Annotated in this window: 22 protein-coding genes and 2 pseudogenes; 5 read left to right on the top strand and 19 right to left on the bottom strand. The window is 58.3% G+C overall.

The genetic code is table 11. The annotated features are described in order from the left end of the window. Nucleotides 1-59: 59 nt before the first annotated feature. The 9 genes from trbL to ACNJX9_RS35165 form a co-directional block, all read right to left on the bottom strand. A complete protein-coding gene (gene trbL / locus ACNJX9_RS35125; RefSeq protein WP_439406635.1) occupies nucleotides 60-1,298 on the bottom strand; it encodes a P-type conjugative transfer protein TrbL in 1,239 nt (412 codons plus the stop codon). Nucleotides 1,299-1,301: 3 nt separating this feature from the next. Further along, a complete protein-coding gene (trbK-alt, locus tag ACNJX9_RS35130; protein ID WP_439406636.1) occupies nucleotides 1,302-1,679 on the bottom strand; it encodes a putative entry exclusion protein TrbK-alt in 378 nt (125 codons plus the stop codon). Then, on the bottom strand, nucleotides 1,679-2,413 hold the full coding sequence (gene trbJ, locus ACNJX9_RS35135) for a P-type conjugative transfer protein TrbJ (RefSeq protein WP_439406638.1): 735 nt from the start codon (nucleotides 2,411-2,413) through the stop codon (nucleotides 1,679-1,681). The genes trbK-alt and trbJ overlap by 1 nt, the downstream gene beginning before the upstream one ends. After that, the gene (trbE, locus tag ACNJX9_RS35140) at nucleotides 2,413-4,851 is read right to left on the bottom strand and encodes a conjugal transfer protein TrbE (RefSeq protein WP_439406639.1); all 2,439 of its coding nucleotides are present in this window, start codon (nucleotides 4,849-4,851) and stop codon (nucleotides 2,413-2,415) included. The genes trbJ and trbE overlap by 1 nt, the downstream gene beginning before the upstream one ends. Before the next feature lie 8 nt (nucleotides 4,852-4,859). After that, the gene (locus ACNJX9_RS35145) at nucleotides 4,860-5,120 is read right to left on the bottom strand and encodes a VirB3 family type IV secretion system protein (RefSeq protein WP_439406640.1); all 261 of its coding nucleotides are present in this window, start codon (nucleotides 5,118-5,120) and stop codon (nucleotides 4,860-4,862) included. Further along, nucleotides 5,120-5,446 (bottom strand): TrbC/VirB2 family protein, encoded by a 327-nt coding sequence (locus tag ACNJX9_RS35150; protein ID WP_439406642.1) that lies wholly within the window; start codon nucleotides 5,444-5,446, stop codon nucleotides 5,120-5,122. Before ACNJX9_RS35150 ends, ACNJX9_RS35145 begins: the two co-directional genes overlap by 1 nt. Then, nucleotides 5,443-6,411: a P-type conjugative transfer ATPase TrbB gene (gene trbB / locus ACNJX9_RS35155; protein WP_439406644.1), complete on the bottom strand. Its 969-nt coding sequence runs from the start codon at nucleotides 6,409-6,411 to the stop codon at nucleotides 5,443-5,445. The genes ACNJX9_RS35150 and trbB overlap by 4 nt, the downstream gene beginning before the upstream one ends. Nucleotides 6,412-6,617: 206 nt before the next feature. Then, complete coding sequence (locus ACNJX9_RS35160; protein ID WP_439406645.1) at nucleotides 6,618-7,922, bottom strand: MFS transporter; 1,305 nt, start codon at nucleotides 7,920-7,922, stop codon at nucleotides 6,618-6,620. Between the two features lie 103 nt (nucleotides 7,923-8,025). After that, entirely contained in the window at nucleotides 8,026-8,679 is a 654-nt protein-coding gene (locus tag ACNJX9_RS35165) for a hypothetical protein (RefSeq protein WP_439406647.1), read from the bottom strand. Nucleotides 8,680-9,683: 1,004 nt separating this feature from the next. Between ACNJX9_RS35165 and ACNJX9_RS35170 the strand changes: the two genes are divergently transcribed. From ACNJX9_RS35170 to ACNJX9_RS35190, 5 genes are all read left to right on the top strand, one after another. Further along, nucleotides 9,684-10,325 carry a hypothetical protein gene (locus tag ACNJX9_RS35170; protein ID WP_439406648.1) on the top strand — a complete coding sequence of 214 codons (642 nt, stop codon included), beginning with the start codon at nucleotides 9,684-9,686 and terminating at the stop codon, nucleotides 10,323-10,325. Between the two features lie 6 nt (nucleotides 10,326-10,331). Then, the gene (locus ACNJX9_RS35175) at nucleotides 10,332-11,078 is read left to right on the top strand and encodes a DUF4145 domain-containing protein (RefSeq protein WP_439406650.1); all 747 of its coding nucleotides are present in this window, start codon (nucleotides 10,332-10,334) and stop codon (nucleotides 11,076-11,078) included. A gap of 84 nt (nucleotides 11,079-11,162) precedes the next feature. Then, nucleotides 11,163-11,822, top strand: a complete 660-nt coding sequence (locus ACNJX9_RS35180; RefSeq protein ID WP_439406652.1) for a hypothetical protein — start codon at nucleotides 11,163-11,165, stop codon at nucleotides 11,820-11,822. 16 nt (nucleotides 11,823-11,838) lie between these two features. After that, nucleotides 11,839-12,450, top strand: coding sequence for a DUF488 domain-containing protein (locus ACNJX9_RS35185; RefSeq protein ID WP_439406654.1), 612 nt, complete (start codon nucleotides 11,839-11,841; stop codon nucleotides 12,448-12,450). A 15-nt stretch (nucleotides 12,451-12,465) separates the two neighbouring features. Continuing rightward, nucleotides 12,466-12,912 (top strand): DUF488 domain-containing protein, encoded by a 447-nt coding sequence (locus ACNJX9_RS35190; protein WP_439406655.1) that lies wholly within the window; start codon nucleotides 12,466-12,468, stop codon nucleotides 12,910-12,912. Between the two features lie 670 nt (nucleotides 12,913-13,582). Here the strand turns inward: ACNJX9_RS35190 and ACNJX9_RS35195 are convergent. From ACNJX9_RS35195 to ACNJX9_RS35240, 10 genes and pseudogenes are all read right to left on the bottom strand, one after another. Then, a protein-coding gene (locus ACNJX9_RS35195; RefSeq protein ID WP_439404163.1) for an IS630 family transposase occupies nucleotides 13,583-14,525 on the bottom strand; the annotation gives its coding sequence in 2 pieces (ribosomal slippage) (nucleotides 13,583-14,188 and nucleotides 14,190-14,525; 942 coding nt in all). A 102-nt stretch (nucleotides 14,526-14,627) separates the two neighbouring features. Continuing rightward, nucleotides 14,628-15,113 (bottom strand): annotated as a pseudogene (locus tag ACNJX9_RS35200) (IS5/IS1182 family transposase); the annotation flags it as partial. Between the two features lie 255 nt (nucleotides 15,114-15,368). Further along, on the bottom strand, nucleotides 15,369-16,412 hold the full coding sequence (locus ACNJX9_RS35205) for an IS110 family transposase (RefSeq protein WP_128944741.1): 1,044 nt from the start codon (nucleotides 16,410-16,412) through the stop codon (nucleotides 15,369-15,371). Between the two features lie 23 nt (nucleotides 16,413-16,435). Continuing rightward, nucleotides 16,436-17,341: pseudogene (locus ACNJX9_RS35210) on the bottom strand (IS5 family transposase); the annotation flags it as partial. 336 nt (nucleotides 17,342-17,677) lie between these two features. Further along, nucleotides 17,678-18,349, bottom strand: coding sequence for a helix-turn-helix domain-containing protein (locus ACNJX9_RS35215; RefSeq protein ID WP_439406656.1), 672 nt, complete (start codon nucleotides 18,347-18,349; stop codon nucleotides 17,678-17,680). A 66-nt stretch (nucleotides 18,350-18,415) separates the two neighbouring features. Continuing rightward, nucleotides 18,416-20,737: a N,N-dimethylformamidase beta subunit family domain-containing protein gene (locus ACNJX9_RS35220; RefSeq protein ID WP_439406657.1), complete on the bottom strand. Its 2,322-nt coding sequence runs from the start codon at nucleotides 20,735-20,737 to the stop codon at nucleotides 18,416-18,418. A gap of 62 nt (nucleotides 20,738-20,799) precedes the next feature. Further along, on the bottom strand, nucleotides 20,800-21,162 hold the full coding sequence (locus tag ACNJX9_RS35225) for a hypothetical protein (protein WP_439406658.1): 363 nt from the start codon (nucleotides 21,160-21,162) through the stop codon (nucleotides 20,800-20,802). A gap of 26 nt (nucleotides 21,163-21,188) precedes the next feature. After that, nucleotides 21,189-23,522, bottom strand: a complete 2,334-nt coding sequence (locus ACNJX9_RS35230) for a N,N-dimethylformamidase beta subunit family domain-containing protein (RefSeq protein ID WP_439406660.1) — start codon at nucleotides 23,520-23,522, stop codon at nucleotides 21,189-21,191. Nucleotides 23,523-23,569: 47 nt separating this feature from the next. After that, nucleotides 23,570-25,225, bottom strand: coding sequence for an ABC transporter permease subunit (locus tag ACNJX9_RS35235; protein WP_439406661.1), 1,656 nt, complete (start codon nucleotides 25,223-25,225; stop codon nucleotides 23,570-23,572). A 3-nt stretch (nucleotides 25,226-25,228) separates the two neighbouring features. After that, nucleotides 25,229-26,110, bottom strand: a complete 882-nt coding sequence (locus ACNJX9_RS35240) for a branched-chain amino acid ABC transporter permease (RefSeq protein WP_439406663.1) — start codon at nucleotides 26,108-26,110, stop codon at nucleotides 25,229-25,231. Nucleotides 26,111-26,113 lie beyond the last annotated feature (3 nt).

Here is a 26,113-nt window from a genome sequence, read left to right on the forward strand (position 1 = left end):
GTGCCGCCTTGAGTGCCGCCGTGGCCGGAAAGGATGAAGGACGCCTTCAACTGGCATCATTATTCTTGCTCCTTGAGATCGACGGATGCGCCGCCGCTTGCGTGATCGCCGGCACGAACCGCATTTGTCGCGGCTGTCGCGCCCTGCTGGATCGCTTGTGCGTGCTTTGCCCGGCGCGCCCAGCTAGGCACCTCCTGAGAGGTGGCAGCTGACGCATCTGACGTACTCGCATCACGAGCCGCCGCGCTCCCGCCGAGCCGAGCCGCGAGGATGCGCAAAGGACTTGCCGCGGCAGAGGCGCCCGCATCCGTGACACCAGAGAGGCCGCCTGCCCGGAATGCGCTGGAGGCTCCGCTCGCGATTGCTGAGCTGGCCCTTGCCGCAGTTCCGATGGCGCCGCTGGCAAGTCCGACTCCACCTGCAGCAAGACCGGCGCCAACGGCAACTATTCCGCCTGCCGCAAGACCCGTGCCTGCCGCAGCTCCAGCGCCAAGCTGCGGTCCGCCGGAAACAATGCCGTTGGCAATGCCGGGTCCGAAGATTCCGAGGCCCAGCAGCGACAATGCGCCAAGGACCAGAGCCATCGCGTCCTCGACCGTTGGCTGGTTGCCTCCGAAACCGGCGGTGAACTGTGCGAACAGCGTCGATCCGATGCCGACGATGACCGCGAGCACCAGGACCTTGACTCCGGACGAGATGACGTTGCCGAGCACCCGCTCGGCCGCAAAGGCCGTCTTTCCAAATAGGCCAAATGGAATCAGGACAAAGCCGGCAAGCGTCGTCAGCTTGAACTCGATCAGCGTGACGAACAGCTGGATTGCCAGGATGAAGAAGGCAAGGAGCACCACGATCCAGGCGAGCAGCAGGACCGTGATCTGAACGAAGTTTTCGAAGAAACTGACATAGCCCATCAGGCCTGAGATCGATTCAAGGATCGGCCGCCCAGCATCGAGACCAACCTGAGCGATCTTGCCTGGCCTGAAAAAATCCACTGAGGAAAGGCCGGTGCCGGACGCTTTCAGTCCGAGGCTAGCAAAGCTCTCGAACACGATCCGAGCGAGGCTATTCCAATTGCCGATCAGGTAGGCGAAGACGCCAACGAACATCGTTTTTCTGACAAGCCGGGCGATGATCTCCTCGTCAGCGCCCCACGACCAGAACAGGCCGGCGAGCGTGATGTCGATCGCAGCTAAGGTGGTTGCGACATATCCGACTTCGCCTCCGACCAGCCCGAAACCGGAGTCGATGTAACGGGTAAACGTCTCCAGGAATTGATCGATGACGCCAGTACCACCCATCGTTCACTCGTCATTGTCGGGAAGGGAGGGATAGCCGGACGGCAGACGACTCTCATCCTTGCCGCGCACAGGCGATGATGCGTCTGGATTAGTTTCGCTAATATGAGCCCCAGAGGATCCGCGGCCAGAGCCTAAGAACTCACGGCGCTTCTCGGCCCAGAGCTTTCGGCACGCAAGCAGAGCATCTGTCTGCTCGTATTCGACCGTGCGGCATTGCTCGAGCTTTGAGGCGGTCGCCTCAGAGGACCCTTGCGCGATTGACGCTTCGGGCTGAGCCTGATCTTGATCGCCGCGCAGCCGGATCGCGCAAGCGACAACAACCAGGATGGCAAGCGCCACCGCCAATAGCATGGGAATTCGTTCAAATCTGTTTGTCGACATTAGTGGAACATCTGCACTGTTGTGGATTGGTAGCCTTGTCCCTGGCTCAAGAAACGCCTGAGCTGCTCCCTGCCCTGATCCTGGGCGGCCGCTCGCTCCGCCTGCTCCAGAGTCTGAGCACGTCCCTGCGCGGCAATTGCCGCAGTGAGATCGGCGAGCTGCTGGTTTTGAAGCGCAAGCAGCTGATTGCCGGCTTGGCTCGCCTGCAGCGCACCACTGGCGCCTTGACTCGCATTGACGAGGGCCGACATCTGGGTACGATTGGTATCGAGATTGCCGACCACGGTCGCCTGCACGCGCATGGCATCCTGCAAGCCGGCAACAGCGTTCTGCCAGCGCGTTTGCGCATTCGCGATCAGCGCCGCCGCCGGCTGGCTCGAAGAAGCCGGTGCGTAGGTCGATGAGAATGCGCGATCGATCTGCTCCACATCATAGGCGATGCGTTGCGCCTGACTGAGCAACTGCTGGGTACGCTGGATCGACTGCTCAAGCTGCTGCAGCGAAGAATATGGCAGGCTCGCCAGATTTTTGGCCTGGTTGACCAGCATCAGCGCCTGGTTTTGCAGCGATGTGATCTGGTTATTGATCTGCTGCAATTCGCGGGCTGCAGTCAGCACATTTTGCGCGTAGTTGTTGGGATCGAATACGATCCACTGTGCCCTGGCCTCCCGTGGCACCTGGAGAATGGCAGCAGCAATCAAGCCTGCCGCAATGAGCTGAGTTAGACGTTTCATCAGAGGCTCCCTGCCTTTGCAAGTTGCGGAATGAGGTCGCAGGCCCAGGCCAGCTCGCGCGCCTTGAGCCAGCCCGTCACGAAATTTTCCCGGCCGTGCTCGGCCAGGACACGGTCAATCAGAGCCTGGTCAGCTTTTGAGGAGCTGGCTGTAAAAGCGAGCGCAACCTCGCCGAGGCCTAGCTCGAATAGGCGATTGCCGCGGCGGGACTGGCAGTAGTAGTCGCGCTTCGGTGTTGCGCGTGCCAGGATCTCGATCTGCCGGTCATTGAGCCCAAAGCGACGGTAAATCGCGGTAATCTGCGGCTCGATGGCGCGGTCGTTTGGCAGCAGGATTCGGGTCGGACAGCTTTCGATGATCGCTGGCGCAATGGGCGAGCCGTCAATGTCCGCAAGAGACTGGGTCGCGAAGACAACCGAAGCGTTCTTCTTGCGAAGCGTCTTCAGCCATTCGCGCAGTTGTCCGGCAAAATGGGCGTCATCGAGGGCGAGCCAACCTTCATCAATAATGAGAAGAGTCGGACGGCCGTCGAAGCGGTCCTCGATCCGATGGAATAGATAGGAAAGGACGGCAGGGGCGACCGCGGTCCCGATCAGCCCATCGGTCTCAAACACCTGGACGGAGGCGCCGCCGAGGTGCTCGCTTTCCGCATCGAGCAAGCGATCATATGGACCGCCCAGACAATAGGGCTGCAGTGCCCGCTTCACCATATTGGACTGAAGAAGCACCGAGAGCCCGGTGAGGGTTCGCTCAAGGGCAGGCGCTGAAGCCAGGGACGTGAGCGCAGACCAAACGTGCTCTCTGACCTCAGGCGTGACCTCGATCCGCTCGCGGAACAAAATCGAGGCAATCCAGTCGGCTGCCCAACCGCGTTCGGAGACTTCGTCGATCTTTGCGAGCGGCTGCAGTGCAACAAGTTCGGTCGATTCTCCGGCGACCGCACCACCAAGGTCATGCCAGTCGCCGCCCATTGCGATGGTCGCAGCCCGGATCGAGGCGCCGAAGTCGAAGGCAAAGATCTGTGCCTCCGGGTAGCGGCGGAACTGCAAGGCCATCATCGCCAGGAGAACGGACTTGCCGGCGCCGGTTGGCCCTATAATAAGAGTGTGGCCGACGTCGCCGACATGCAGGGAAAAGCGAAACGGTGTCGATCCCTCGGTCTTGCCAAAGAATAGAGATGGCGCCTTGAAGTGATGGTCCCTCACCTCCCCTGCCCACACGGCCGATAGCGGGACCATATGAGCCAGATTAAGGGTGGAAATCGGCGGCTGACGAACATTGGCGTAGACGTGTCCGGGCAGGCTGCCAAGCCAAGCCTCGACTGCATTGACGGTTTCGATCATGCAGGTGAAATCGCGGCCCTGGATCACCTTTTCGACCAGACGCAGTTTTTCGTCGGCGACGCGCGGATCGGTATCCCAGATGGCCACGATCGCGGTGACAAAGGCTTCGCCGATCTGATCGGAGCCTAATTCCTGCAGGGCCGCATCGGCATCGATGGCCTTATTGTTCGCATCAGTATCAAGAAGAGCTGACGCCTCGTTGGTCATCACCTCTTTCAGGATCGCCGCGATCGACTTGCGCTTGGCAAACCATTGACGGCGGATCTTTGTGAGGAGCCTTGTCGCGTCGCCCTTGTCGAGCATGATGGCCCGGGTCGACCAGCGATATGGAAATGCCAAACGGTTCAAATCGTCCAGAATCCCAGGCGTCGTAGCGCTTGGAAATCCGACCACCGTCAGAACGCGGATGTGGGCTTGCCCCAGCATCGGTCCGAGCCCGCCGGTTAGCGGTTGATCGGCGAGCAAGGCATCGAGATACATGGGAATCTCGGGCACTCGGACCCGATGCCGTTTCGTCGAGATGGTGGAATGCAGGTACGTTAGGGTGGCCTCGTCATCGAGCCAGCCGCATTCCGGCATGAATCCTTCAACGAGCTGGAGAACGCGATTGGTGCGATCGAGAAATCCGCTCAGTATTTCCCGCGAATCTTCGCCAACCGTCCGCTGGCCGCCCTCATAGAGCAGCCGTTCTGCGAACGCGGCGCTCTCAGCTGGCGGCAGATAGAGGAAAGTCAGATAGTAGCTCGACTCGTAATGAGCGTCCTCCTCTTCGAATTGGGCCTTTCGCTCGGCGTCGACCAAGGCGGATGCCACGTCAGGAAAAATGTTCGCAGGATAGGCGCCTGCAGCATGGCGCTGCGCCTCCACAAACACCGCCCAGCCGGATCCGAGACGGCGCAGCGCGTTGTTCAACCTGCCGGCAACCGCGACAAGTTCGGCCGGCACGGCACTTTCGAGATCTGGTCCCCGAAACCTGGCCGTCCGCTGAAACGAGCCATCCTTATTGAGGACCACCCCCTCATCGACCAGCGCCGCCCAGGGCAGAAAGTCGGCAAGACGCGTGTTTGAGCGCTGGTATTCAGCGAGATTCATCATGGGACAATTCACGTGTTGAGGTGACCGGGAATGCGGACGTGGCGCCGCACGACCTCGACGAAATCCGGATCGCGCTTCGCGGCCCAGACGGCGGCCATATGGCCGATGAACCAGAGCAGGAGACCTGCGATCCACAGCCGCAAACCCAATCCAAGTGCTGCCGCCAAGGTGCCGTTGAGGATCGCAACGGAACGCGGCGCACCGCCCATCAGGATCGGTTCCGTCAAGGCGCGATGGACTGGTGCGAAAAAACCTGGGACGTCATCCATCAGATCACCACTCCGCCGCCGAAGGAGAAGAACGAGAGAAAGAAGCTGGAGGCGGCAAAGGCGATCGACAGACCGAACACGATCTGCACCAACCGCCGAAATCCGCCCGAGGTATCTCCGAATGCCAGCGACAGCCCGGTCACGATGATGATGATGACCGCAAGGATCTTGGCGACGGGCCCCTCAACTGATTGCAGGATCTGGTTGAGCGGCTGCTCCCACGGCATGTTCGAGCCGGCGGCCCATGCAGGAAGCGCGCCTGTAAACGGGAGGGCCAGTCCCGCGATCGCGATGAGAGCCTTGTTGCGAAGCGATCTCAAGCTCATGGTTGATCTCCTATTGATAGAAGGCTGTAGTCACCGGACGGTCCGAGCATTGATACGCGAGCAAGCTCGGCGAGCCGCCGATCGGCGCCGCGGCCAACAAGAACGGCAATCACATTAATCGTTTCGGCAATAAGCGCGCGCGGGACGGTGACCACAGCCTCCTGGATGAGCTGCTCGAGCCGGCGCAATGCCCCGAGCGCAGTCCCGGCATGTATGGTTCCGATTCCGCCGGGATGGCCTGTCCCCCAGGCCTTGAGAAGGTCGAGAGCTTCGGCTCCGCGTACCTCACCAATCGGAATACGATCGGGCCGAAGGCGCAGCGAGGCGCGAACAAGATCTGATAGCGAGATCACGCCGTCCCGGGTGCGCAGCGCAACGAGATTCGGCGCTTTGCATTGAAGCTCTCTTGTATCTTCGATGAGGACGACGCGGTCTGCAGTCTTGGCGACCTCCGCAAGAAGCGCGTTTGTCAGGGTGGTTTTGCCGGTGGAGGTACCGCCCGCGACCAGGATGTTATGTCGAGCAGCGACAGCTGTTCGAAGCGCGCCGGCTTGCTCCATGGTCATGGTCCCGGCGGCGACATAGTCCTCGAGAGAGAATACTGCCACGGCTGGCTTGCGGATCGCGAATGCGGGGGCGGCAACGACGGGGGGCAGCAGACCTTCAAATCGCTCCCCGGTCTCCGGTAGCTCGGCCGAGACACGCGGCGCACCCGCATGAACCTCGGCGCCGACGTGGTGAGCGACCAACCGAATGATCCGTTCTCCGTCAGGAGCGGACAGGCTTTTGCCGGTCTCGGTCAGGCCACGCGACAGCCGATCGATCCATAGCCGACCGTCTGGGTTGAGCATCACCTCGACGATGTCGGGATCTTCCAGAAAACACGTAATCGCGGGCCCAAGCGCAGTGCGAAGCATGCGTGCTCCGCGCGAGACCACCTCCGGCTGAAAGGCTTGGATTGTCATTGAGGTTCCAAGAGCTGAGGCACCCCAAGCCGCCTCAGATGGGTGTGATTAGAAAAGCAGGTCCTTCATTGGCGCAACGTGTGGCGCGCGGTGATCGTAGGTTGGCGTAGGAAAAGAAAGATCGAACAAAAAAAGGCGGGCGCGCGCGCCGTTGTTGATGCTCTCACGGATTAGGCGAGGGAGTGGAACTAGCCACACGGCTCGCATTACCATTCCTCATCTTCAGGCTCGAGTACGCCAGCTTCTGCTGACGTCACGGATATCTCAGCCGGGTCTGTATTTGTTGCGTGTTCGCGGAGGAAGAACTTGCCAACTCGTCTGCCCAAAAGGCCAAGCCATGGGATCAGGAACCAGCCCAGCGCCAGAATCTGCACCCCAACAGCGGATGCGAACGCAACCTGGTAGGCAATAATCGGATAATGGCCATCCTGAATGGACCATTGGTCTAGGATGAGTCCAGTCCCGTATTGGACGATGAAACACCAGCCGAAGTGAAGAACGTTCAAGCCGGCATTTGCTCTGCCGGTGAGCTCTCTTGGGAAATACTCCGCTAAGATCGCGTAGCTGAGGACCGTCGCTGCACCGACAATCGAGATGACGAGCCATGGCAATAGCGATGGCAACGGCAGGCGCAAGATCAATGAAAGCTCAGCCACGACAAACAACGCCGTCACCGCCGCAAACAGAACTTCTGACCCTATCCCGCGTCGGCGTAGCCGATCAGCCAACGTGCCAAGTAGCAACGCCCCGGCGCTAATTCCAAGTGCCATGATGAAGAGCTGTGTGATCGAGGATTCGCGATCGAGTCCTTCGACGTTCGTCAGCCAAGATGCTGCCCACAAGGCCTGCAATGACCAGGCTGAGCCAATACAGCTTGCCGACAGCGGTGCTATCCGCCAGAAGCGCCGATTTTTGTAGATCGCACTCAGTTTTACGCCGGCAGGCAGCGTCGCCTGTGGTCGCGCGGCCTCGGGAACCGCCCAGAAGATCAGGAGGGCCGCAGCGAAAGTTGCAAGGGCCAAGAGTTCAAATAGCCCACGCCACCCAGTGTATGGCAAGAGCCACTGAGTAGGCGTCGTTGCGGTCACCGCACCGAGTGCACCGAGCATGATCATGTAGCCGTTTGCCAAGGCGACGCGTTCCCTCGGGAACCAGGTGACAATGGCCTTCAGGCCTGCCATTGCTGCAGCCGAGACACCGATGCCGATCATCGCGCGCGCAAAAAGAAGCGCCTTGAAGTCGCTAGCCGCTCCAAATAGAGCCGCCCCTCCGCCAGCAAGGAGCAGGAGCGCGCTCTGGACCCGACGCGGGCCAAATCGATCTAGCAGCGTCCCGATCGGAATCTGGGCGCCGGCGAACACCAGAAAATAAACCGACGTCAATAGGCCAAGATTGGCAGCATCGAGACCGAGATCAGCTGAGAGCTGTCCCGAGATCAGCGTGTTGATGGTCCGGAATAGATAGGAAAGATAGTAGCCGGCGACGAAAGGGAAGAAAACACAGCCGATCAAGCGCCAAGTCGGAAGTCGGTGCCCCTCCGAGGATGCGCAAGGATTGAGATTGGATAGGCGTCTTTTTACTTCTTGCGTGCGGATCCGGCCGTCAACAGCCGGTTTAGCAGAACGCGTTTGGTAGAATTTGAAAGTTGCGGTTGCTGCCGCCCTCCTCGGCGGCAGCGCGCATGTTGGCAGTTGCGTCTAGAATGATGGCCGCAGGACCTTCCTGGGCAGATTCCTCAGAAACTTGCGAACCATCGTCGACCGCATCACCAGAACCCCGCGAGGCATTTATTTGGTCGATCGTCTCCCTCAGCAAGGGGCGGTTCGAGCGCACGCGCCGGTCAACCTGTTCGGCCAAGGCCTTGAATCGCTCTTGTCCGAGCGCACACGCTTCAAGCTGCTGTGATTGCGGCATCAGAGGTGTGACGGTGAGATGATAGCGGGCGTGCAGCGCAACCGTCTCGGCGATCGCGCGGACGTCATTGTCAAGACGTTCAAGTTGCCTACTTATCCGATCGAGCGCCTCATGAATGAGACCTTCGATCGGCGGCGCTGGGTCAAGGAAGCGTTCAAGAGCGGCCTCCACAACCATGCTCTTGCCGAGGCCGGGACGGTCAGTTGCAACGTCGAGACGGCGGACAATCTTTTCGGAAAGCTGGACAGTGACTTTTCTCGTTGTTGCAGTATTTTGCTGCCCTGTTCGCTCGGCTGCATCGACTTTATCCAACATTCGTCCGTTCGCCACGTCAATCGGTGTGTCGAAGGCCATGCCCGGCTCTCCTCGGATATAGAAAAGGTCCATCGCGCCCATGACTGAGCGCGCGTTGAAATCGGTTAGAAATGACAGTGATTGCCCCACCGACGATGGGACGACACAAAGGGTCGGACGACTGCTGCTTTCAATCGCGGGAAACTCGACAGCGTAGTCTGGCGTAGTGAAAAGAAGGAATGGCGAGGTTGGCTGGGCCGACAAAGGTTGTCGGTCGGCCAGCTACCGGCTGCGTGCGAACTCCGGCCAAGCCGGCATCGCCGTGATCCAGACCCGTCGAACAGATCCAGCAGTTGGAAATCGTGGCGTGACCCTGTTATTCAGCCGACTGCGCGCAAGATACTCCTGCCTCCATTCGCTCCAAAGGATATAGCGACAAGCACGTAGACAGCGCCCACCGCGAAAACTTCGGAACTCGCAGCCGTTTTGCTTGCATCTGGACATGCCGGGCCAAGTTCAAATCTCGTGGCAAACACAAGCAAAAGTGGGATTGTCTCCGATAGGCAAGATCAGACAACAAGGCGCATAGATGGCGGCCTTCACGACGAAATTGAGCGTTAACAAGCAGAAACACGCGGAATATATGCGAACACAGGGCAGTTTAGCAGGCTTTCCTCTTTCACCAGAATGTAGGTTCAGCGCTGAATGATTCTGTGGCGCAAAACCCAGAGGCTCGGGTCCGTTGCGACTTACAGCGTTGGTTGAGCCAAGGATGAGTTTGGGGGACTAAGGATTAAGATACCTCTCCATTCTGTTCGCGAGTTGAGCGAGTTTCTCAATCTCACCATGCGCATGAGGATCCGAGTTTTGATACGCATGAGGCGCGAGTCTTGCTCAGTTTTGTCGGGCAATAGATCCGATCACCCAGTCCGGGAGCATTGAAGAAGTCGTTGCCTGTGTGGACAAACTGAGCCGTTATCCGTCCTGTTGCGGGTTCAGCCTCATGCTTTTGTTCATCTGATAGACCACAGGCAATTCTCATCAAATATTGAGGAAGGTGCCGCATGGTGAAACGTAATGGTGGGGATGCATCGGGGGTGGACAAAGCTAAGGTGCGCGTCTTCTTCGCCGAGGTCGAAGGTAATAACGAGAGCGTGCAAGAAGCGCTGAAGACCATGGTTTCGGCAATGAACCGTCCTGTCCGCGTGCTCTCAGATCAAGGTGCTAACGGGAAGCATCCCGCGCTTCTGCAGCAAGCCAATGTTGAAGAAGTCGAGGAGACGATCGAGGTGGAGGAAGCTGACGCTCTTGACGACGAGCCCGCCAACTCCAGGAAGCCTCGCGGTACCGGAAAGAAGGTCGATCGCAACGCCGGGCTGAATTTGGTGCCTGATCTGAACTTCAGGCCAAGCGGAGCGCAATCTCTCAAGGAATTTATGGACCAGAAGAAGTCAAAGAACGATCTCGAAACGGTATTGGCGGCCGTCTACTATATGCAGCGGGTCATGTCGTTGACCAAGATCGGTCCAGCTCATGTGATGACCGCATTAAAAGAGGCTGGAATACCCATTCCCGTGGACCTCAAACAGACTGTCCGGAATGTGAAGAAGTCAAAGATGTGGCTGAACTTTACTGACATCGAGGATATCCGGACAACGACCCAAGGCGACAATTTCATCGAGCACGAGATGGGCACGACCGAATAGTCACCAATGCATCTTTCTTTTGATGGTTTCTGCGAGATCGTTAAGAATGCGAACAAGACGAACGCCGAAAGTGCGCTTGCTGTTCTTTGGTACTTTGATCGCGAGCAACCGGGCGTCACCAAAACAGCTGGGCAGCTGGCGAAAATGCTTGATGACCACCATATCGGAACGCCGAACCAGACGGCGCTTGCCGAGGCACTTAGGAGGTCAAAGCTTGCAAGTGAGTGGAAGAGCGGCTTCTCACTAAAGCCTGGTTCACGAAAGCTCATTCGCGACTGGTTGCCAGACTTAGACGGTGTACAGCCCGTGATTGATCACGCTTTCAGCTATTTGCCGGAGCCGATTTGGAAGAGTACACGGGGTTACATCGAAGCTGTATGCCGCGAGTTGAACGGCTCCTTCCATCACGGCTACTACAACGCCGCCGCTGTGATGCTACGTCGACTCCTTGAAACACTTATAATCGAAGCCTACGAGCACCTCGGCCGGGGGATAGAGATCAAGGACGGCGCTGGCAATTACTTATTGCTAAGTGAACTTGCCGAGCGGGTATGTGGCGAGAATGGGCATAACGGCATCAATCTAGGGCGCGATTCAAAGAAAGCTCTGAAAGAAGCTCGAAGCCTCGGCAACTGGTCCGCTCATGCTCGCCGTTTTCTTGCTCATGCCGGCGATCTAACAAGGCTTCAGACTGGAATGAGGCTCCTCGTACAGGAGTTGGTTCAAATCGCTAATCTGGCGAAGAAGAGCTAACCACACGCGCTATCGCAGGCAGCGCACCCCCGAGCACCCACACGCCATGACATCTGACAATCGAACGCGCGAGGGCAGGGGCGAATGGACCTCTTGATAACCGATGTAACCGAGATGGCAGGTGGAAACTACTGTGTTGCGGGTTGGGATGTGGTCGCAAAGCGAATGGTTCGCCCTCTGCCGAACGGGACTAACTGGCCGGCCATACTGCTTGATCAGCACGGCATGATGGCAGGAAGGATCGTCCGGGTAACGCCGCATGGAGGATCGAACGGGATTTTTCCACATCGGACTGAGGATACGCCGATTGATCAAACCTCGATTAGGGTGTCAAATGAAGTGTTTTCTGACTGGCTTGGAGCCACAGCCCCACAGTTTGTTCCCAGCCTGAGAGTTGCCTTTGGCCGACATCTGAGCTGCAACGCGGAATGGAATGGTGTAAAGCGGGGCGTGCATGTTAATCCGGGAGTTCAGTGCAGTTCGTTGATTGCGGTTCGTATTCCGAAGGAGGACCTCTCGTTCGCGGATAGCTTCGGCAAGCTTAAGGCCGTGCTCAACGACGGATCAGACAAATATCAGCTTGCGGTTTCGAGCAAGGTTCTCAAGGAGGCATGGCAAGCGGGCGGTTTGGCAGCAGTAAACAACGCCCTTCCTGTCCGGGCCGAATTCCATGTTCGGATCGGCCTAGCTCGACCGTTTGATGATCCGCCGAAGTGTTACGCAATGTTGAACGGAATTTTGTGACATTCGTGGAGCGATAATGTCTTCTGAGGCAACAGAAGTACTGACGATCGGGCATTCCATGCATTCGTGGGAAAGCTTCATTTCGCTGTTACGGCAGGCTCGCGTAACCGCGATAGCTGATGTTCGTTCGGCACCATATTCAAGCCATTTCCCACATTTCAATCGTGACAAGCTGAGCACCGTGCTACGTGCGGATGGTATTTCTTACGTATTTCTTGGAAAAGAGCTTGGCGGCCGCCCAAAGGAACCTTGTTTTTACTGCCAAGGTGTAGCCGACTACGAGAAGATGGCTCAAGCGCCGGGGTTTAAGACAGGACTGGGACGTGTTATTAAAGGTGCAGAGAAGTACCGCATTGCGCTCATGTGCTCGGAGCGCGATCCGCTGGATTGTCATCGCTGTCTTTTGGCCGGCCGCGCCTTGGCGCAACGAGGAGTTCGGGTTTCCCACATCCTCGACGATGGAAGTATCTCGGCTCATCTTGAAATCGAGGACAGGCTTCTGCAATTGTCCGGCCGTAAAGCTGACGACCTGTTCGCACCGTATCCGGAGCGCCTTGCCACAGCCTATCGAGAGCGCGCCCGCAAAGTAGCATTTGCGGAGCCACAGGCCGACGGCGCAGCCAGATGACGGCGGAGTACAGTTGTGGACAAGGCGAAGGTCTCGACAATCGGGTTTACCAAGACTAAGGCGCAAGGATTCTTCGAGCGCCTTTTAAAGGCCGGGGTGAAGAAGGTTGTCGACGTGCGGCTTCGCAATACGTCCCAGCTTGCTGGTTTCGCAAAAGCGGACGATCTCGCTTATTTCCTTCAGAAGATTGGTGAGATTCAGTACGTGCACCAACCGTTGCTAGCGCCTACCGATCGGATGCTCAAGGCATATAAGAAGGAGAGCGGCGACTGGTCTGCATACGAAAAGCGCTTTTTCGCTTTAATCGCCGAACGTCAAATCGAGAAGTGCTTCAAGCCAGAGATGTTCAACGATGCCTGTTTCCTTTGCTCTGAAGAAGCGCCGCATTACTGTCACCGGCGCCTCGTGTGTGAATATCTTAACGAGAAATGGGATGGCGCGCTCGAAGTGCACCACCTGTGAGGCCAAGGAGACTCAGGCTGCAGTCGGCTGCTTCTGACACAATGCACGCCGATGACCGGCGAAGAGCAGGTCATTCTGCAACTCAAGATGCAACGAATATGACATTGAAAACCCGAACTCACTGGTGGACCCAAAAGACTCGAAGCTGTGAACCCACCGGTGATGGGACGAGAAAGGGCAGCACGGCTGCTTGTTGAAATTGCGGGAAAAATCGAAAGCGTAGTCTGGCGGCCCCCCTAGGATGGATCGCAACCAGCCGTTCCGATTGATCGAGGTCATGTGGAGGCCGTCCCCGCAGGTCAACCGGAGAAGGTAGTTGAGACCGGGCCCTGCATTCCTTCCATTCGGCAAAAAACATAAGGCTGGGCCGGCAAATGGCTTGAGGGGTATGCGCACCAGTCGTCGAAGACCACGCGGCGGATGGCAACGAGATTGCCGCGGCATGCGGTAATTGATCTGCGTGACCAACTCAGCGATGGCCTCGTTCAATGCCGTGAGCAAGAATTGCTCGTTTTGCACAGCTTGGCGATGATGGAGCGGAGTTGCGAGCTAAAACCCAACCTCGACTGAGTTGAGACAACCGCGGAAAGAACCATGAACCCGGCACTGGGTCACGTTTGTCCGATCGGTGTTGACACCGTGCCCGCGATTAGACTAGAGCATGATGTATTTACACGGAAACATAGCCTGAGTTTTTGAAGTAGTTGGTGCACTCCGCCTCGGAGAAGAGATCGAGGAGTTCACCAACCTTCCGCCAGGTTGCCTCGACGTCACGGGGTTCTGCGGATCGCATGAGGTGTTTGAGTTTGGCGAAGACCTGCTCGATCGGGTTGAGGTCAGGGCTGTAGGGCGGCAAGAAGATAAGGTGGGCTCCTCTGGCGCGGATAGCTTGGCGAGCCGCTTTGCCCTTGTGGCTGCCAAGATTGTCGAGAACGACGATCTCGCCCGGTGCGAGGGTGGGTGCCAACACCTTCTCGACGTACAGCGTGAAGAGTTCACCATTGATGGGACCATCAATCACCCAAGGCGCACTGATCCGATCATGACGCAGCGCCGCGATGAAGGTCATGGTCTTCCAATGGCCGAAAGGTGCAGAGGCTTGGAGGCGCTGCCCACAAGGCCCCCAGCCGCGTAGCGGCGCCATATTGGTCTTGATCCACGTCTCGTCGATAAAAACCAGCCGCGTGACGTCAATCCTGCCTTGATGCGCTTTCCATCGGGTCCGCTTACGGGCGACGTCTGGGCGATCCTGCTCGGCTGGTAGAAGCGTTTTTTTTGAAGCTGAGCCCCTCGGCGTGAACAAAAGTCCACACCGCCCGCACGTCTGTCTTGATCCCCCGTGCGGCCAGCTCCTGCGTCAGCTTGCGCAAGGTGAATGGCCCCGAGCGAATGCGTTTGCGCAGCCAGTCGGCGTTGGCATCCGACAGAACCCGCTTCTTGTGGCCGCCGATCTGGCCGGGCGCCAGGCCTCCGGTATCACGCCTTAGGTTCTTCCACTTCGTCACGCACGAGGGGCTGATCTGTAGCGCCTTCGCGATCGAACGAACCGTCTCGCCCGCGTCAGCGCGAGCCAAGGCACGTTCACGGATGTCTTCCGAATAGGGGCGCGTCATCCATGCTGGCCTCCGCACTCCAGCATGGAGCTTGAATCAGAAATCGCCCGCTCTGGGAACCCCGATTCCAGTCAAAAACATCATGCTCTAGATAGTCGTCCGTTAAGAAACCGATTTGAGCGGTGAGCAGTCGCTGGCGGGCGCGATGAGGGTGGTGAGGATCAGGCACCAAAGAGCTCTCAGCCAGGCGAGGACACGGCGGAAGTTGTGACCGACGGCGGAGAGGATGACGTTAGCCGCATCGCCGGGGCGGCCTTTGAGATAGCATCGGCCGAGGTGACCATCGGTCTTCAGGTGTCCGATGATGGGCTCGATGGCGGAGCGGCGGCGCAGCTCGCGCTTGATGACACCGAAGACGCCGCGCTTCTGGCCGGAGATGAAGACGCGACGAGGATTTTGCGCGTCGTGGCCGCGGTATCCCTTGTCGACATAGGCCCGCTCGATCGCACAGCCGGTGAGTGTCTCGGTGCGGTCGATGACGTCTCGCAAGGTGTGACCATCGTACGGGTTATCGGGTAGCGCCCTGGCGTGCAGCACGAACAGGCCGCCGGGAGCACGGCGGTTGTTGGTGACGATGGAGGCTTTGACAATCGACAAAGGGATGAAGCGGTTTGCGCCAATCTATCCGGCTTCAATTTGGGGCTGTTGCCCCGAGCCATCATGGATATCCGCTCACTTCTGTCCTCAATAACTCGCCGGCCTCAAGAAGGGCCATGGAGTCGAACCAGGCTTCAGAAGTGTCGGTGGAACCGTTTCTCCATTCGTCCTTTCCGTCTCGCAAACCTCGGCGGGTTATTGTGCCTTCTGATCCCGACCTTGGATTTCCCTTTCCGGCCCTGTTTCTTATGCGGTGCGGCCCAGGAGGTTGGCGTCGTAGTCACGGCCTTTTGCGAGCATGCTCCAGGCCATGCGCGCAAGTTTTGCGGCCAGGGCAACAACCAAGACATTGGAGTGGAGCCGCTTCGACGCTGCCTCTAACCAGGCTGCGAAGCCATGCCGAGGCCAACTCTGACGCTGCAGAAGTACCGCTCTGGCACCTTGAATAAACAGCGTTCGCAGGTACCGATTACCGCGCCTCGATATGCGCCCGAGAATGGTTCGATCGCCGGTCGAGATTTGCTTTGGTACCAGACCAAGCCATGCTGCAAAGTCTCGGCCTTTATGGAAGGCATCACCGGTTCCGATGGCGGCGACCATCGCGCTTGAGATGATCGGCCCGACGCCGGGCGCACTCATTAGGCGGCGACAGTGTGGATCTTGATCAGCGAGTTCGTCGATTTCTTTCGTCATTGACGCGACCCGTCGGTCGAGATAGCGCCAGTCCTCGGCTAAGTCCTGAATGAGCTGGATCACGCGAGGCGATAAGTTGTCGTTTGGCGCTGAGAGAATCTGAGGAAGTGCCAGTCGGAGTGCTGCCGCTCCCTGCCGCACTGGTAGCCCTCGCTCAAGCAAAAAGCCCCGGATTTGATTGATGACCGCCGTTCTCTGCGTCACCAATCGACTGCGAACTCTGTGTAGTGCCTGTAAATCAAGTTGTTCGGCTGACTTCACTGGAACGAACCGCATTGTCGGCCGCTGAGCGGCCTCGGCGATCGCTTCAGCATCCCGAAAGTCATTCTTGTGACCCTTGAGGTATGGTTTGACGTACTGCGCCGGCAAGAGCCGTACTTGATGGCCTAATTTCTCGAGCCTGCGCCCCAGATGATGTGCGCCTGCACACGCCTCCATTCCGATCAGACAACGCGGAATATTGCCCAGCGACTGGTCAAGCTGATTTCTCGACCGCTTCTTGCGTAGCGTAATTGCGCCTGTGGCATCGAGACCGACGACGTGGAATGTGTTCTTCCCGAGATCGATGCCGATTGTGACAAGGTTCGTATTCGACATGGCTTGCGCTCCTGCTGCTGCCCCCCGCCGGGCTGCACGTTGCCGCTGAGAGCGGGCGTGGTCCATGCCATTAACTCGTAGGGCGCGGCGGCCTTGCCCTTGCCGATGCACTCGACCTCCGGAGCATGGAAGGAATAAAGCTTCCAGCCGCGCTGGCGCTGCTGCTGCGATCGGATCTGCGAGGCCCGGCCGAGCGGGAGGGCGAAGGCGTTCTCGAGTACGGCCTGACCTTCGATCTTGCGGCGGATATCGCGGATGATCCGGCCCAGCCGGCTGCGCAGGATGCGCAACTGCCGCTGATGCCGCTTGAATTGCTTGGCGTGGGCGTAGCGTCCCGCCATCATCGCCGCGGTCTTGGCAATGCGAAGATAGGACTGCCGTAGCTTGACCCCGTGCTTCCTTGCCAGGCGGTTGAGCCCCTTGATTGCCGCGTGCAGCAGCTTGGCATCGGTCGGGAAGGTGATGGCCTTCGGCTGCACGGTGGTATCGACCGTGACCCGCTTGAGGTCCTGGCTGCGCAACGCGCCGGCCTCGTGCGCCACCCGCAGGCTCTCGGCCAGCAACAGCTCCAGCTTGTCGCCAAGCCGCTTGCGCCAGTGGCTCAGGTCCGAGCGCTCATGCGGGAACGCGTGCTGAAAGAACTCTTCACCGGTGAAGTACTGGAAATACGGGTCGTGGACCCAGCGCTCGCACACCCCCTCATCGGACAGGCCGTATATGTGCTTGAGCAGCAGCAGCCCGATCATGAAGCGGGTCGCGATGCCCGGCCGACCGTTCTCGCTGTAGAGCGGCGCGATCTCGCCGTCGATCCAGTCCCAGTCGACCTTGCCGGCGAGCTGAACCAGCTCGTGCTTCATGTTGATGATCTGGTCCAGCCTGGCTCGGAACAGATCGCCCGATCCCGTCGCTTTGGGCTTCTTCGGTCGCATCGCCACCTCCGATGCGAGGACGGAATCATGACTGGCGATTCGATGGAATCCTCAAAACAAAATTGCAGGGTTCCGATGCCCGAAGCATCAAAACCCTGCAATCCCAAAACAGGCCACAACGAATATTGCGATCCCAGCTCAATCGCTTAGCCGCTCTTCACGGACGACTAGATAGTTGCCGTACTGCCCCATCCAGCGGACTGCGCCGGCTGGCCTCAGTCAATTGAGTTCTTCACGCTTAAAGCGCCTGGCTTGGCGATTGTCCGTTGAGACGAGTGATCGCTCGTCTACCGCTGTGCGACGCCGCACAGCCGAAGCTGTGTTTCGAGCCGCAGTCTATTCCGCGTATATGATGATCGTGATGAACTGGATCCGATCGTCCAGGAGCTTTTCGGGACCATGAAGAACGCTGCCCGAAAAGGTGAATGCGTCACCGGGTTCAACGAGAAAGGTTCTGTCGCCAAAGCGGTATTGCATCCGACCGCTGAGCATATAGATAAATTCCGTTCCAGGATGTTGGAAGCGAGGATAGCTCTCGCTTTCCTTATCCATGTTGATGAGGAAAGGCTCAAAGACCTTCCGCGGGCCCTTATGATACGATAGCAGGCGATAGGTGTGCCCGTGCTTGGTACCTGAGCGAACAACCTCCATCTGGTCAGCGGCTTTGATAAGTTGGGCCTCGCCTGTTGGTTGCTCCACCTCTCTAAACAAGGTCGACAGGTCCGTTCCCAACGCCGCGCAAATCCGCTCAAGCAGTGCGAGACTGACAGTCGACTGACCATTCTCGAAACGACTGATCATCGGGACCGAGATACCGGCAGCCGATGCAACATCGCTAAGCGTAAGCCCTCGCTCCAGCCGGGCTCGCCGCATGGCAGCGCCCATTCTCTCATCGATAGGCGGCTTTGCAATGGCCATATCAACGGGAGGAGCAGCAGCCTGCTCGACGGCGCCAGTTTTCTTGGCCTTGCTCCGGCTCCTCTGGTTCGCTTGTTTGACCTTGCTCAACTCAACGCCTCCCGCAATCTTGCAGGATACGACGTCTAGATCGTTTTTAGGGCTAGCGACAGTCCTTTATCGCCACTGCTTCTCCTCGCTGATCCACCACGATCCCGGCAGCGCACCGGGCTTTACGAACGCATTAACGACGTTCGCCAGAAGCCGGGATATGTTGTTATCGAAACCATTGACCGGCAGAGCCTGCCCAAACGCAACGGAGCCTGCTGAGAAGACCGCACCATGATTGGGAGCCGTGAAGAAGGCCATATCAGCGCGTACCCGGTAATCGTAAGATCCCGATAGGCCTTCAAAGGCATAGTGGATGACCTCCGGGTTGACGAGATAGCTGTCCGTATGACCGCCAGAGGAGGCGATAAGCTTGACATGGGGTGGCGTGCCCAGGCTTGGATCGCAACGATCAAGAGCGACACCGGCAGCACCCCCATAGGCCAGACCAAAGTCTCCGATGATCTCCCCCTCAATGCCCTTGGTCAGCCAGGACACGGTGCGGTGATAACTGTCAGGCATCCGCCGATAGAATTGACTTTTCCCGTAACCTTCCGAGATGAAGCCGACGCCCACGACCTTTTGCGCCGGCCGTCCTTGTGCACGCCACGCACCCCCTTTTTGGCCATTGCTGGCCATGTAATATTCACCCGGACGCGCATCCCAAGTCTTCCATGCCGGCCCGAATTTGCGGCACTCAACAACCCATGGCTCGTCCGGGCGGAATGCCACGCTCCAATGGAAACCGTTGCCGCCGAGGTAGATGTACCTTCCACCCGCAGCGATATAGTCTTCCGTCGCATCAAGCATCCGTTCCGAATAATACTCCGGATGAGTGCCACTGATGATGCAGGTATACGGCTCGAGCGCCCCCATGCCCTCCTGTTCCAGATCCTCGTCGGTCAGCACGTCGTACTCGTAGCCCTGGTGTTCGAGCCAGGCGATGACCGACAGATCAGCTGGAAACTGCCAGGCAACATTTGCGCTGGAGGACCGGTATTTCGGCCGCATATTGACGATTGGACGATGGTAGGAGCTGTAGCAGACGCCCTGACCGTCGCCCCAGTGATCGCAGGCGGAGAGACCCAAGTCGTTGCGCGTACCGAGCTCAATATCGATGTCAGACAATACCGCCGGCATGCCCGTGATCGGCTGAGTGATTGGTGCCTCGAAACTCTGTCGGTCGTTGGCATAAGCGATGTAACTCGCTGTCGGAAAGAGGAATGCTATTCGGCTGGTCGGTTTCTTGGGACGGACGAAGAACGGGATATACTCTTCGCCGAGGCCAGCCCCCTCGCCTGCGCGCAGACGAATGGCGTAGGGCCCACTTCGCAAAGCCTCTGGAAGCCTGACCGCCTTCGTCACTTTCCAGTCGCAGTCGGTCAGCGCATCGGCATGGAATTCGATGCCGCCATATTCCTCTGGCGCCAGGCGGAAGCAGTCATTGCGGCCGCTCCAATTCCAGCCCGTCTGGCCCCGGACAGGTCGATTGTGGCCCTCGGCATGCAACCGGAACGGCCCCGTGTCGGTGACCACATCGCCGATCCCGGCATCGGTATAACCTGCCGCCGTATCCCAATGAGCCACCAATCCTTGAGAGGATGGTTTTTGACCACAGCCGATTTGCTCCAATTCCTCGCGAGAGAGCGCCCGGTCGAACAGGCCAGGTCGATCGATCTTGCCACAATAGAGTTGCGAGACGAATTGCCCCCGGCCATCCTGCCAATCGCGTGCGCCCGCGATCAAAAACGGGGTGGCTGGGAGATTCTTCTGTCGCGAGCGAAAGATTGCGGAGACATGGGCACTGTGCTTGACAAGCGCCACTCTGCTCAGGAGGCTATTGTAGCGATTGAGTACGCCCTCCTGGAATAAGCTCGCTCGACCTGTCTTGGACTCGTAAGCCACCGCGACGAAGTACCAGCTGTTGGCCTGCATCGGAACGTCAGCCTCGAGGCGATCAACCTCGCCGCCCTGTCCTACCGTGAACTCAAGCCGGCCATTCTTGGAAATGCCGAGGTAAAACCCGCAGCTCTCACTATTGTCCCAGCGCCCGATCAGAGTTTGGTGGCATCCAGATTGTGGTCGCGTCGGACAGATGAAGGCAAAGGCCGTCAAACTACCATCCAGGGCCAAGCGGCGCGAACTGTCCGCCACTTCCAGGAACGACCCGAGCTGTGTGTACTGCCTTTCGACCGGCCATGTGCCATTTGCGTGACAATCGATCTCCTCCTCCATGAACCCTGGCCCGGAAGGATGTTGATCGCCGTGAATCAGCCGCACCAACTTTGCCTCGGCTCGGTCCGTTCCTTCTCCATTGACATAAAACTGGAGAAGATCGCCCGGCTTGACCGATAGCTTGTCCGAATAGCCGAAGAGCTTAGGCTTGGTCATTTACGTACTCCAGAATTTTCCGGCTTCAGTTCGGCGGAACAGCAAAACGCGAAAGTCATACGTCAGGACTCCAGCAAGTCCTGCACGTTGCGGAGGAAGACTGCGTGCTGCGCCTGCGAGTGAGACGTGTAGATCTTCTCATCCACTTCCTTCGGCGGCACGCCTCGTTGTCCTGAATGGATCACGACCCGATAGGCCTTGAATGGCTGCACAGTCACGATGGCGTACCGCTGTGCCAATGGCCGGCGGTTGAAATAGATGAGCAACCGGTCCAGAGGCTCGGTGTGCTGTCCCAAGGGAGAGTGACGATGTTCTTCGATCACCTCTTTCGTGACGAGCGTCCGCAGGAACTCGCGCTGCTTTGCCTCGAATACACACCTGAAGACTTCGTCCCTGTTCTCAACCTGCGCCGCGTCCTGCATCATCTGTCTCCCTGTCAGTATCCCGCAACTTATGAAGCGACGGGTTCGGGCTTCGGCACAACTCCCGCGGGGGCTGCATCCGGCAGCGGCCCAGGTTTGACGAAGGCGTTAACGACATTGGCCAGAAGTCGAGAAACATTGTTTTCGAAGCCATTCACGGGCAGCGCCTGGCCGAAGGCGATCGAGCTGCAGGATAAGACCGCGCCATCATTAGGCGTGGCGAAATAGGTGATGTCTCCACGAACGCGATAGTCGTAGCTCCCGGTGATCCCCGGATGCTGATGGAGTTGGACCTGCACGTGCGTAATGTAGTTGTCGGTGTGCCCACCGGATGAAGCAATCACCTTAGCGTTCGGTGGCGTGCCGAGCGTGAGGTCATAGCGGTCCAGTTCGACGCCGGCGGCTCCATTATAGGCGAGGCCGAAATCGCCGATGATCTCGCCTTCGATTCCCTCGGTAATCCAGGATAGTGTCGGATCATAACTATCCGGCATACGGAAGAACGGCTCACTCGTGCCAAATCCCTCCGACACAAAGCCAACGCCCATGATCTTCTGAGGTGGCCGGCCCAGGCATTTCCAGGGACCGCCTTTTTGCCCCGTGGTCGCCATGTAGTGTTCGCCCGGACGTGCCTCCCACGCCTTCCAAGTGTCTCCGAACTTGCGGCACTCGAGCACCCAAGGCTCATCCTGACGAATGGCCACGTTGCAGTAGTATCCGTTGGCTCCGAGATAAATATAACGGCCGCCGTCTTCGATGTAATCTTCGGTCGCATTCATCATCCGTTCGGAATAATACTCCGGATGCGTCCCGCTGATCACGCAGCGATATGGCTTGAGGGCCGCAACGCCCTCCAGATCGAGGTCTTCATCGGTCAAGACGTCGTAATCGTAGTTTTGATGTTCAAGCCAGGCGATCACTGAGAGGTCGGCAGGATACTGCCAGGTGATGTCCATGCTGGAAATGCGGTATTTCGGCCGCATGTTGATCACTGGACGGCGATAGGAGCTATAACAAACCCCCTGGCCGTCGGCCCATGAATCATAGCAGCCGTGTCCGAACTCGGGGTTCTTGTACATCTCAACATCGATGTCCGTCAGGATCGGGGTCATCCCCGTCATGCCCTGAACGATCGGTGCATCGAAACTCAAATGCTCGTTGGCATAGGCCAGATAACTTGCCGTGGGCACCAGGAAGGCGATGCGGCCAATCGGCACTTTCGGTCGAATAAAGAAGGGAATGTATTCCTCTCCCAAGCCAGTGCCCGGGCCTGCGCGCAAACGCATGGCGTAAGCGCCGCTGCGTAGCTCATCGGGCAGCTTCAGTGCTTTGGTGACCTTCCAGTTGCAGTCGATGAGGGCATCGGAGTGGAATTCGACGCCGCCGTATTCATGCGGAGCCAGTCGAAAGCAGTCGTTACGTCCGCTCCAGTTCCAACCGGTCTGCGCGCGAACGGGCCGATTATAACCCTTGGCATGCAGCTTGAACGGCCCGACGTCGGTCACGACATCACCGATGCCCTGGTCGGTGTACCCATGGGTCGTATCCCAATAAGCCACCATGCCTTTGGATGGCGGAACGTGCCCGCTTCGGATGAGGTCGAGCTCTCCGCGTTCCAGCACACGATCAAACAATCCGGGCCGATCGATTTTTCCGCAATAGAGTTGAGAGACGAAATGGCCCCGCTTCTCGTGCCAGTCCCGCGATCCCGCTATCAGGAAGGGCGTGTCCGCCAAATGCTTGGGATGGAAGCGGAAGACTTCAGAGACATGCGATCTGAGATCAAGAGGGGCGACCTTGCCCAGAACGCTGTTATAGCGGTTGACCACCCCCTCTTGATAAAGCGTGGCGCGACCGGTTTTCGCATCCAGGCTTCCTGCCACAAAGTACCACATGTTGGCCTTGAGCGGCACCTCGGCCTCTAGATAGTCGACGTCGTCGCCCTGACCTACCCAAAACTCCAACAACCCGTTCTGCTTGATGCCAAGACCAAAGCCACGGTTCTTGTCGTTGTCCCAACGTCCGATCAGGCACTGCCGCGTGCCAACTTGGGGCCATAGCGGATGGATGAACGCAAATACCGTGAGGCTGCCCGCAATAGCCAGCCGGCGCTCTGGGTCGGCGACCTCGAGAAACGAACCTACTTGCGTGTACTGTTTCTCGACGCGCCAATCCCCGTTGACGGAACAGTCGACCTCCTCTTCCACAAATCCTGGACCTGCCGGATGCTGGTCGCCGTGGATCAGGCGCACCAGCTGCGCCTCGGCGACATCAGTCCCGTCCGCGTTGACATGAAATTGGATGACATCTCCCGGCTTGACCGAAATCTTGTCCGAATAGCCAAAGAGCTTAACTTGTGCCATCTAGTGACTCTCCACTCACATCTATGCTTCGCGTCTCAGCATGCGGCTTAGGATTCGAGAAGATCCTGGACTCGGCGTAGAAACACACCGTGATAGGCTTCAGCGGGCGACCTGTAGATCTTGTCCTCGACGACCCGAGGCGCAACACCCCGATGGCCTGAAAGCGCGACAATGCGATAGCCTTCGGTCAATTGCAGCGCGGTGATTGCGTATTTGTCCGGCTGCAGCTGATTCCTGAAATGGATCAGTAGCCGCTCCAACGACTCGCTGTGCTGTCCTTGCGGCGCGCGTCTATGCTCATCGATCACTTCAGCCGTCACGAGCTTCTTCAGGAATTCTCGTTGCATCTTGTCATAGCGGCGGCGGTAGACGTCATCCACACTGCTGGCTTCGGTTGCCTCCTCGGGCAGCATTTCGCCGCCTTTCTCCGCGCGGGTGGAGCGGCGTTCACTCTTCTTCTTGTTTCGCCAGGTGCGGAACTGCTGTTTGATGCCGAACAGACCGTTGCGAAGATAGAGCACAACGAACAGCATGATCAGCCCGATGATAATCAGGCGCATTGGCCCGAGCGTGATGAGGACTTTATCGAAGAAGACCACGATGAGGGTGCCGACCACCGCCCCTTCTGACCGACCGATGCCCCCGATCACGAGCATCGCAAGTCCGAGCAGCACGGTGTCGAAACTGAAGATGGAGAAGGCCACACCGCCATAGCTTGCGGAGTAGAAGCCACCGATGGAGCCCAAAGCAACGGACGAGACCAAAAATACCCGGACCCGCGCCTGGCGGTAGTTGACACCGGTGGCCTCCGCGAACGCTTCTCGCTTCTCCGGTGCCATGCGCAGGATGCGCCCCAATCTTCTCCCGTTGATGAAGCGGTAGAGGAGCAGCGCGAGCAACATAAGCGCAAAGCACGCATAATAAGCAACCTGCAGCTGTCCCGAGGAGGACCAGTCCTGGGGTATGTAGGTGGCGGCGCCATAGAGCCCGCCGGTGGCCGAACCGAATTCCTTGGACGTAACGAAATAGACGCGGCAAAGCTCATTTAGACCGAGTGTCAGCAGCGCATAGTAGAATCCGTCAAGCCTGGTTGCCGGCAGCGCAATGATGCCTCCAAAGATGAGGCCAATGAGCGCTCCGAGCGGCGGCATCGCCCACCATGGCAGCCCGAGCGTGGTCGACGAATATGCCGTAACAAACGCCGCTGTCCCGACGATCGCGTAAGTGGCCAGCGAGAAGATGCTCGCGGTTCCGATGACCAGCATCCAACATAGGTTGATGGCCGCGTAGATCCCGAACGTAACACCCGCCGTGAGCAGCGTATTCTCGAGACTGGCCGGCGTGATCAGGGGAACAAGCGCGAGGGCGATTAGCCCCATTACCCACCAGATGGGACGCTTGTCGACGATCGTCTTTTCCCGGCGAAGGCTCTTCTCGTTATACTCGCCGCGGATCCGCAGCACCCGGCGGCGGGTTGGCCAGTAGCGGTGACGCTGCCAGAGCGCATCACCTTGGCCTGCCCATTTGTGGTAGTAGCGGAGCCGCCCGACCGGAAACAGCTTCGTTCGCGAGGTTCGCGTTGCGTCCCAGATCTCCTGATGGCTGACGAAAGAGGCCGTCGGAATCTGTTCCACTTCCTGCCCGCTATCCCACACGAACAGCGGATTTCGCCACGTTCTCTGAGCTTGGCTGCCCTGGGTCATGCTTTAAGCCTCCCTCGCCCGGTCAAGAATTCCAGCAATCCCTCTCGGGCGCACCAGCAGGATTAGAATGATCATAAGGAATTGCGTGATCAGAACGTAGCGGCCGCCGATGGAGACGGTGGTGAGCGCCTCATTTAGACCAAGCACCACCGCTGCAATAACCGCCCCCTGCACGCTCCCAAGACCGCCGCATAGTGCGATACTGACGGCCTTGATCATCGCCGTAAGGCCGCCAAAGGGCGAAATGTAATAGGTCTGGGATAGAAGGACCGCAGCCAAGCCCGCCAAGGCACCCGTGAGAGCCATCACATAGAACGATGTGCGTCTCACGCCGATGCCAACGATCGAAGCCGCATGCGGATTCATCATCATCGCCCGGATCTCAAGACCTCGTCGGCTCGATCGCATCCATCTGAGCACGAGCAGGAGCATGAGGATCGACGTGATGACGTTCCCGACCTTGTCGGCCGTCAGCGTCATTCCGGAAAGGGAGAATTTCCAGGTCCCGAATATCTCGGGCAAGCTCTTCGAGCGCGGACCAAACCACCAGAGCAGCGATTGCGTCCCGATCAAGTTGATTGCCAACGTCGCAATCAATCCCCGGATCGTAAAGTTCGGCTTGTCATGGATGGGAATGAAGGCCAGGGCACACACAAAGAGCCCACCTACAGCCCCCGACAGAACGCCGCTTGCAAGAACGGCAGGTCCCCAGCTCGAGACGTGCTGGGCAAATAGCCAGGCGCCATAACCCGCGAACGCAAAGATGAATCCGTAAGCAAGGTTTAATAGCCCAAGGCTTGACCAGGTGATCGATACACCGATGGCAAGCGTGCCATAAATACATGCCAGTACGATCGTATTGCTGATAACGAACCAGATATCCATCGC

The sequence above is a fragment of the Bradyrhizobium sp. BLXBL-03 genome (assembly GCF_051853015.1).
GTDB lineage: Bacteria > Pseudomonadota > Alphaproteobacteria > Rhizobiales > Xanthobacteraceae > Bradyrhizobium > Bradyrhizobium manausense.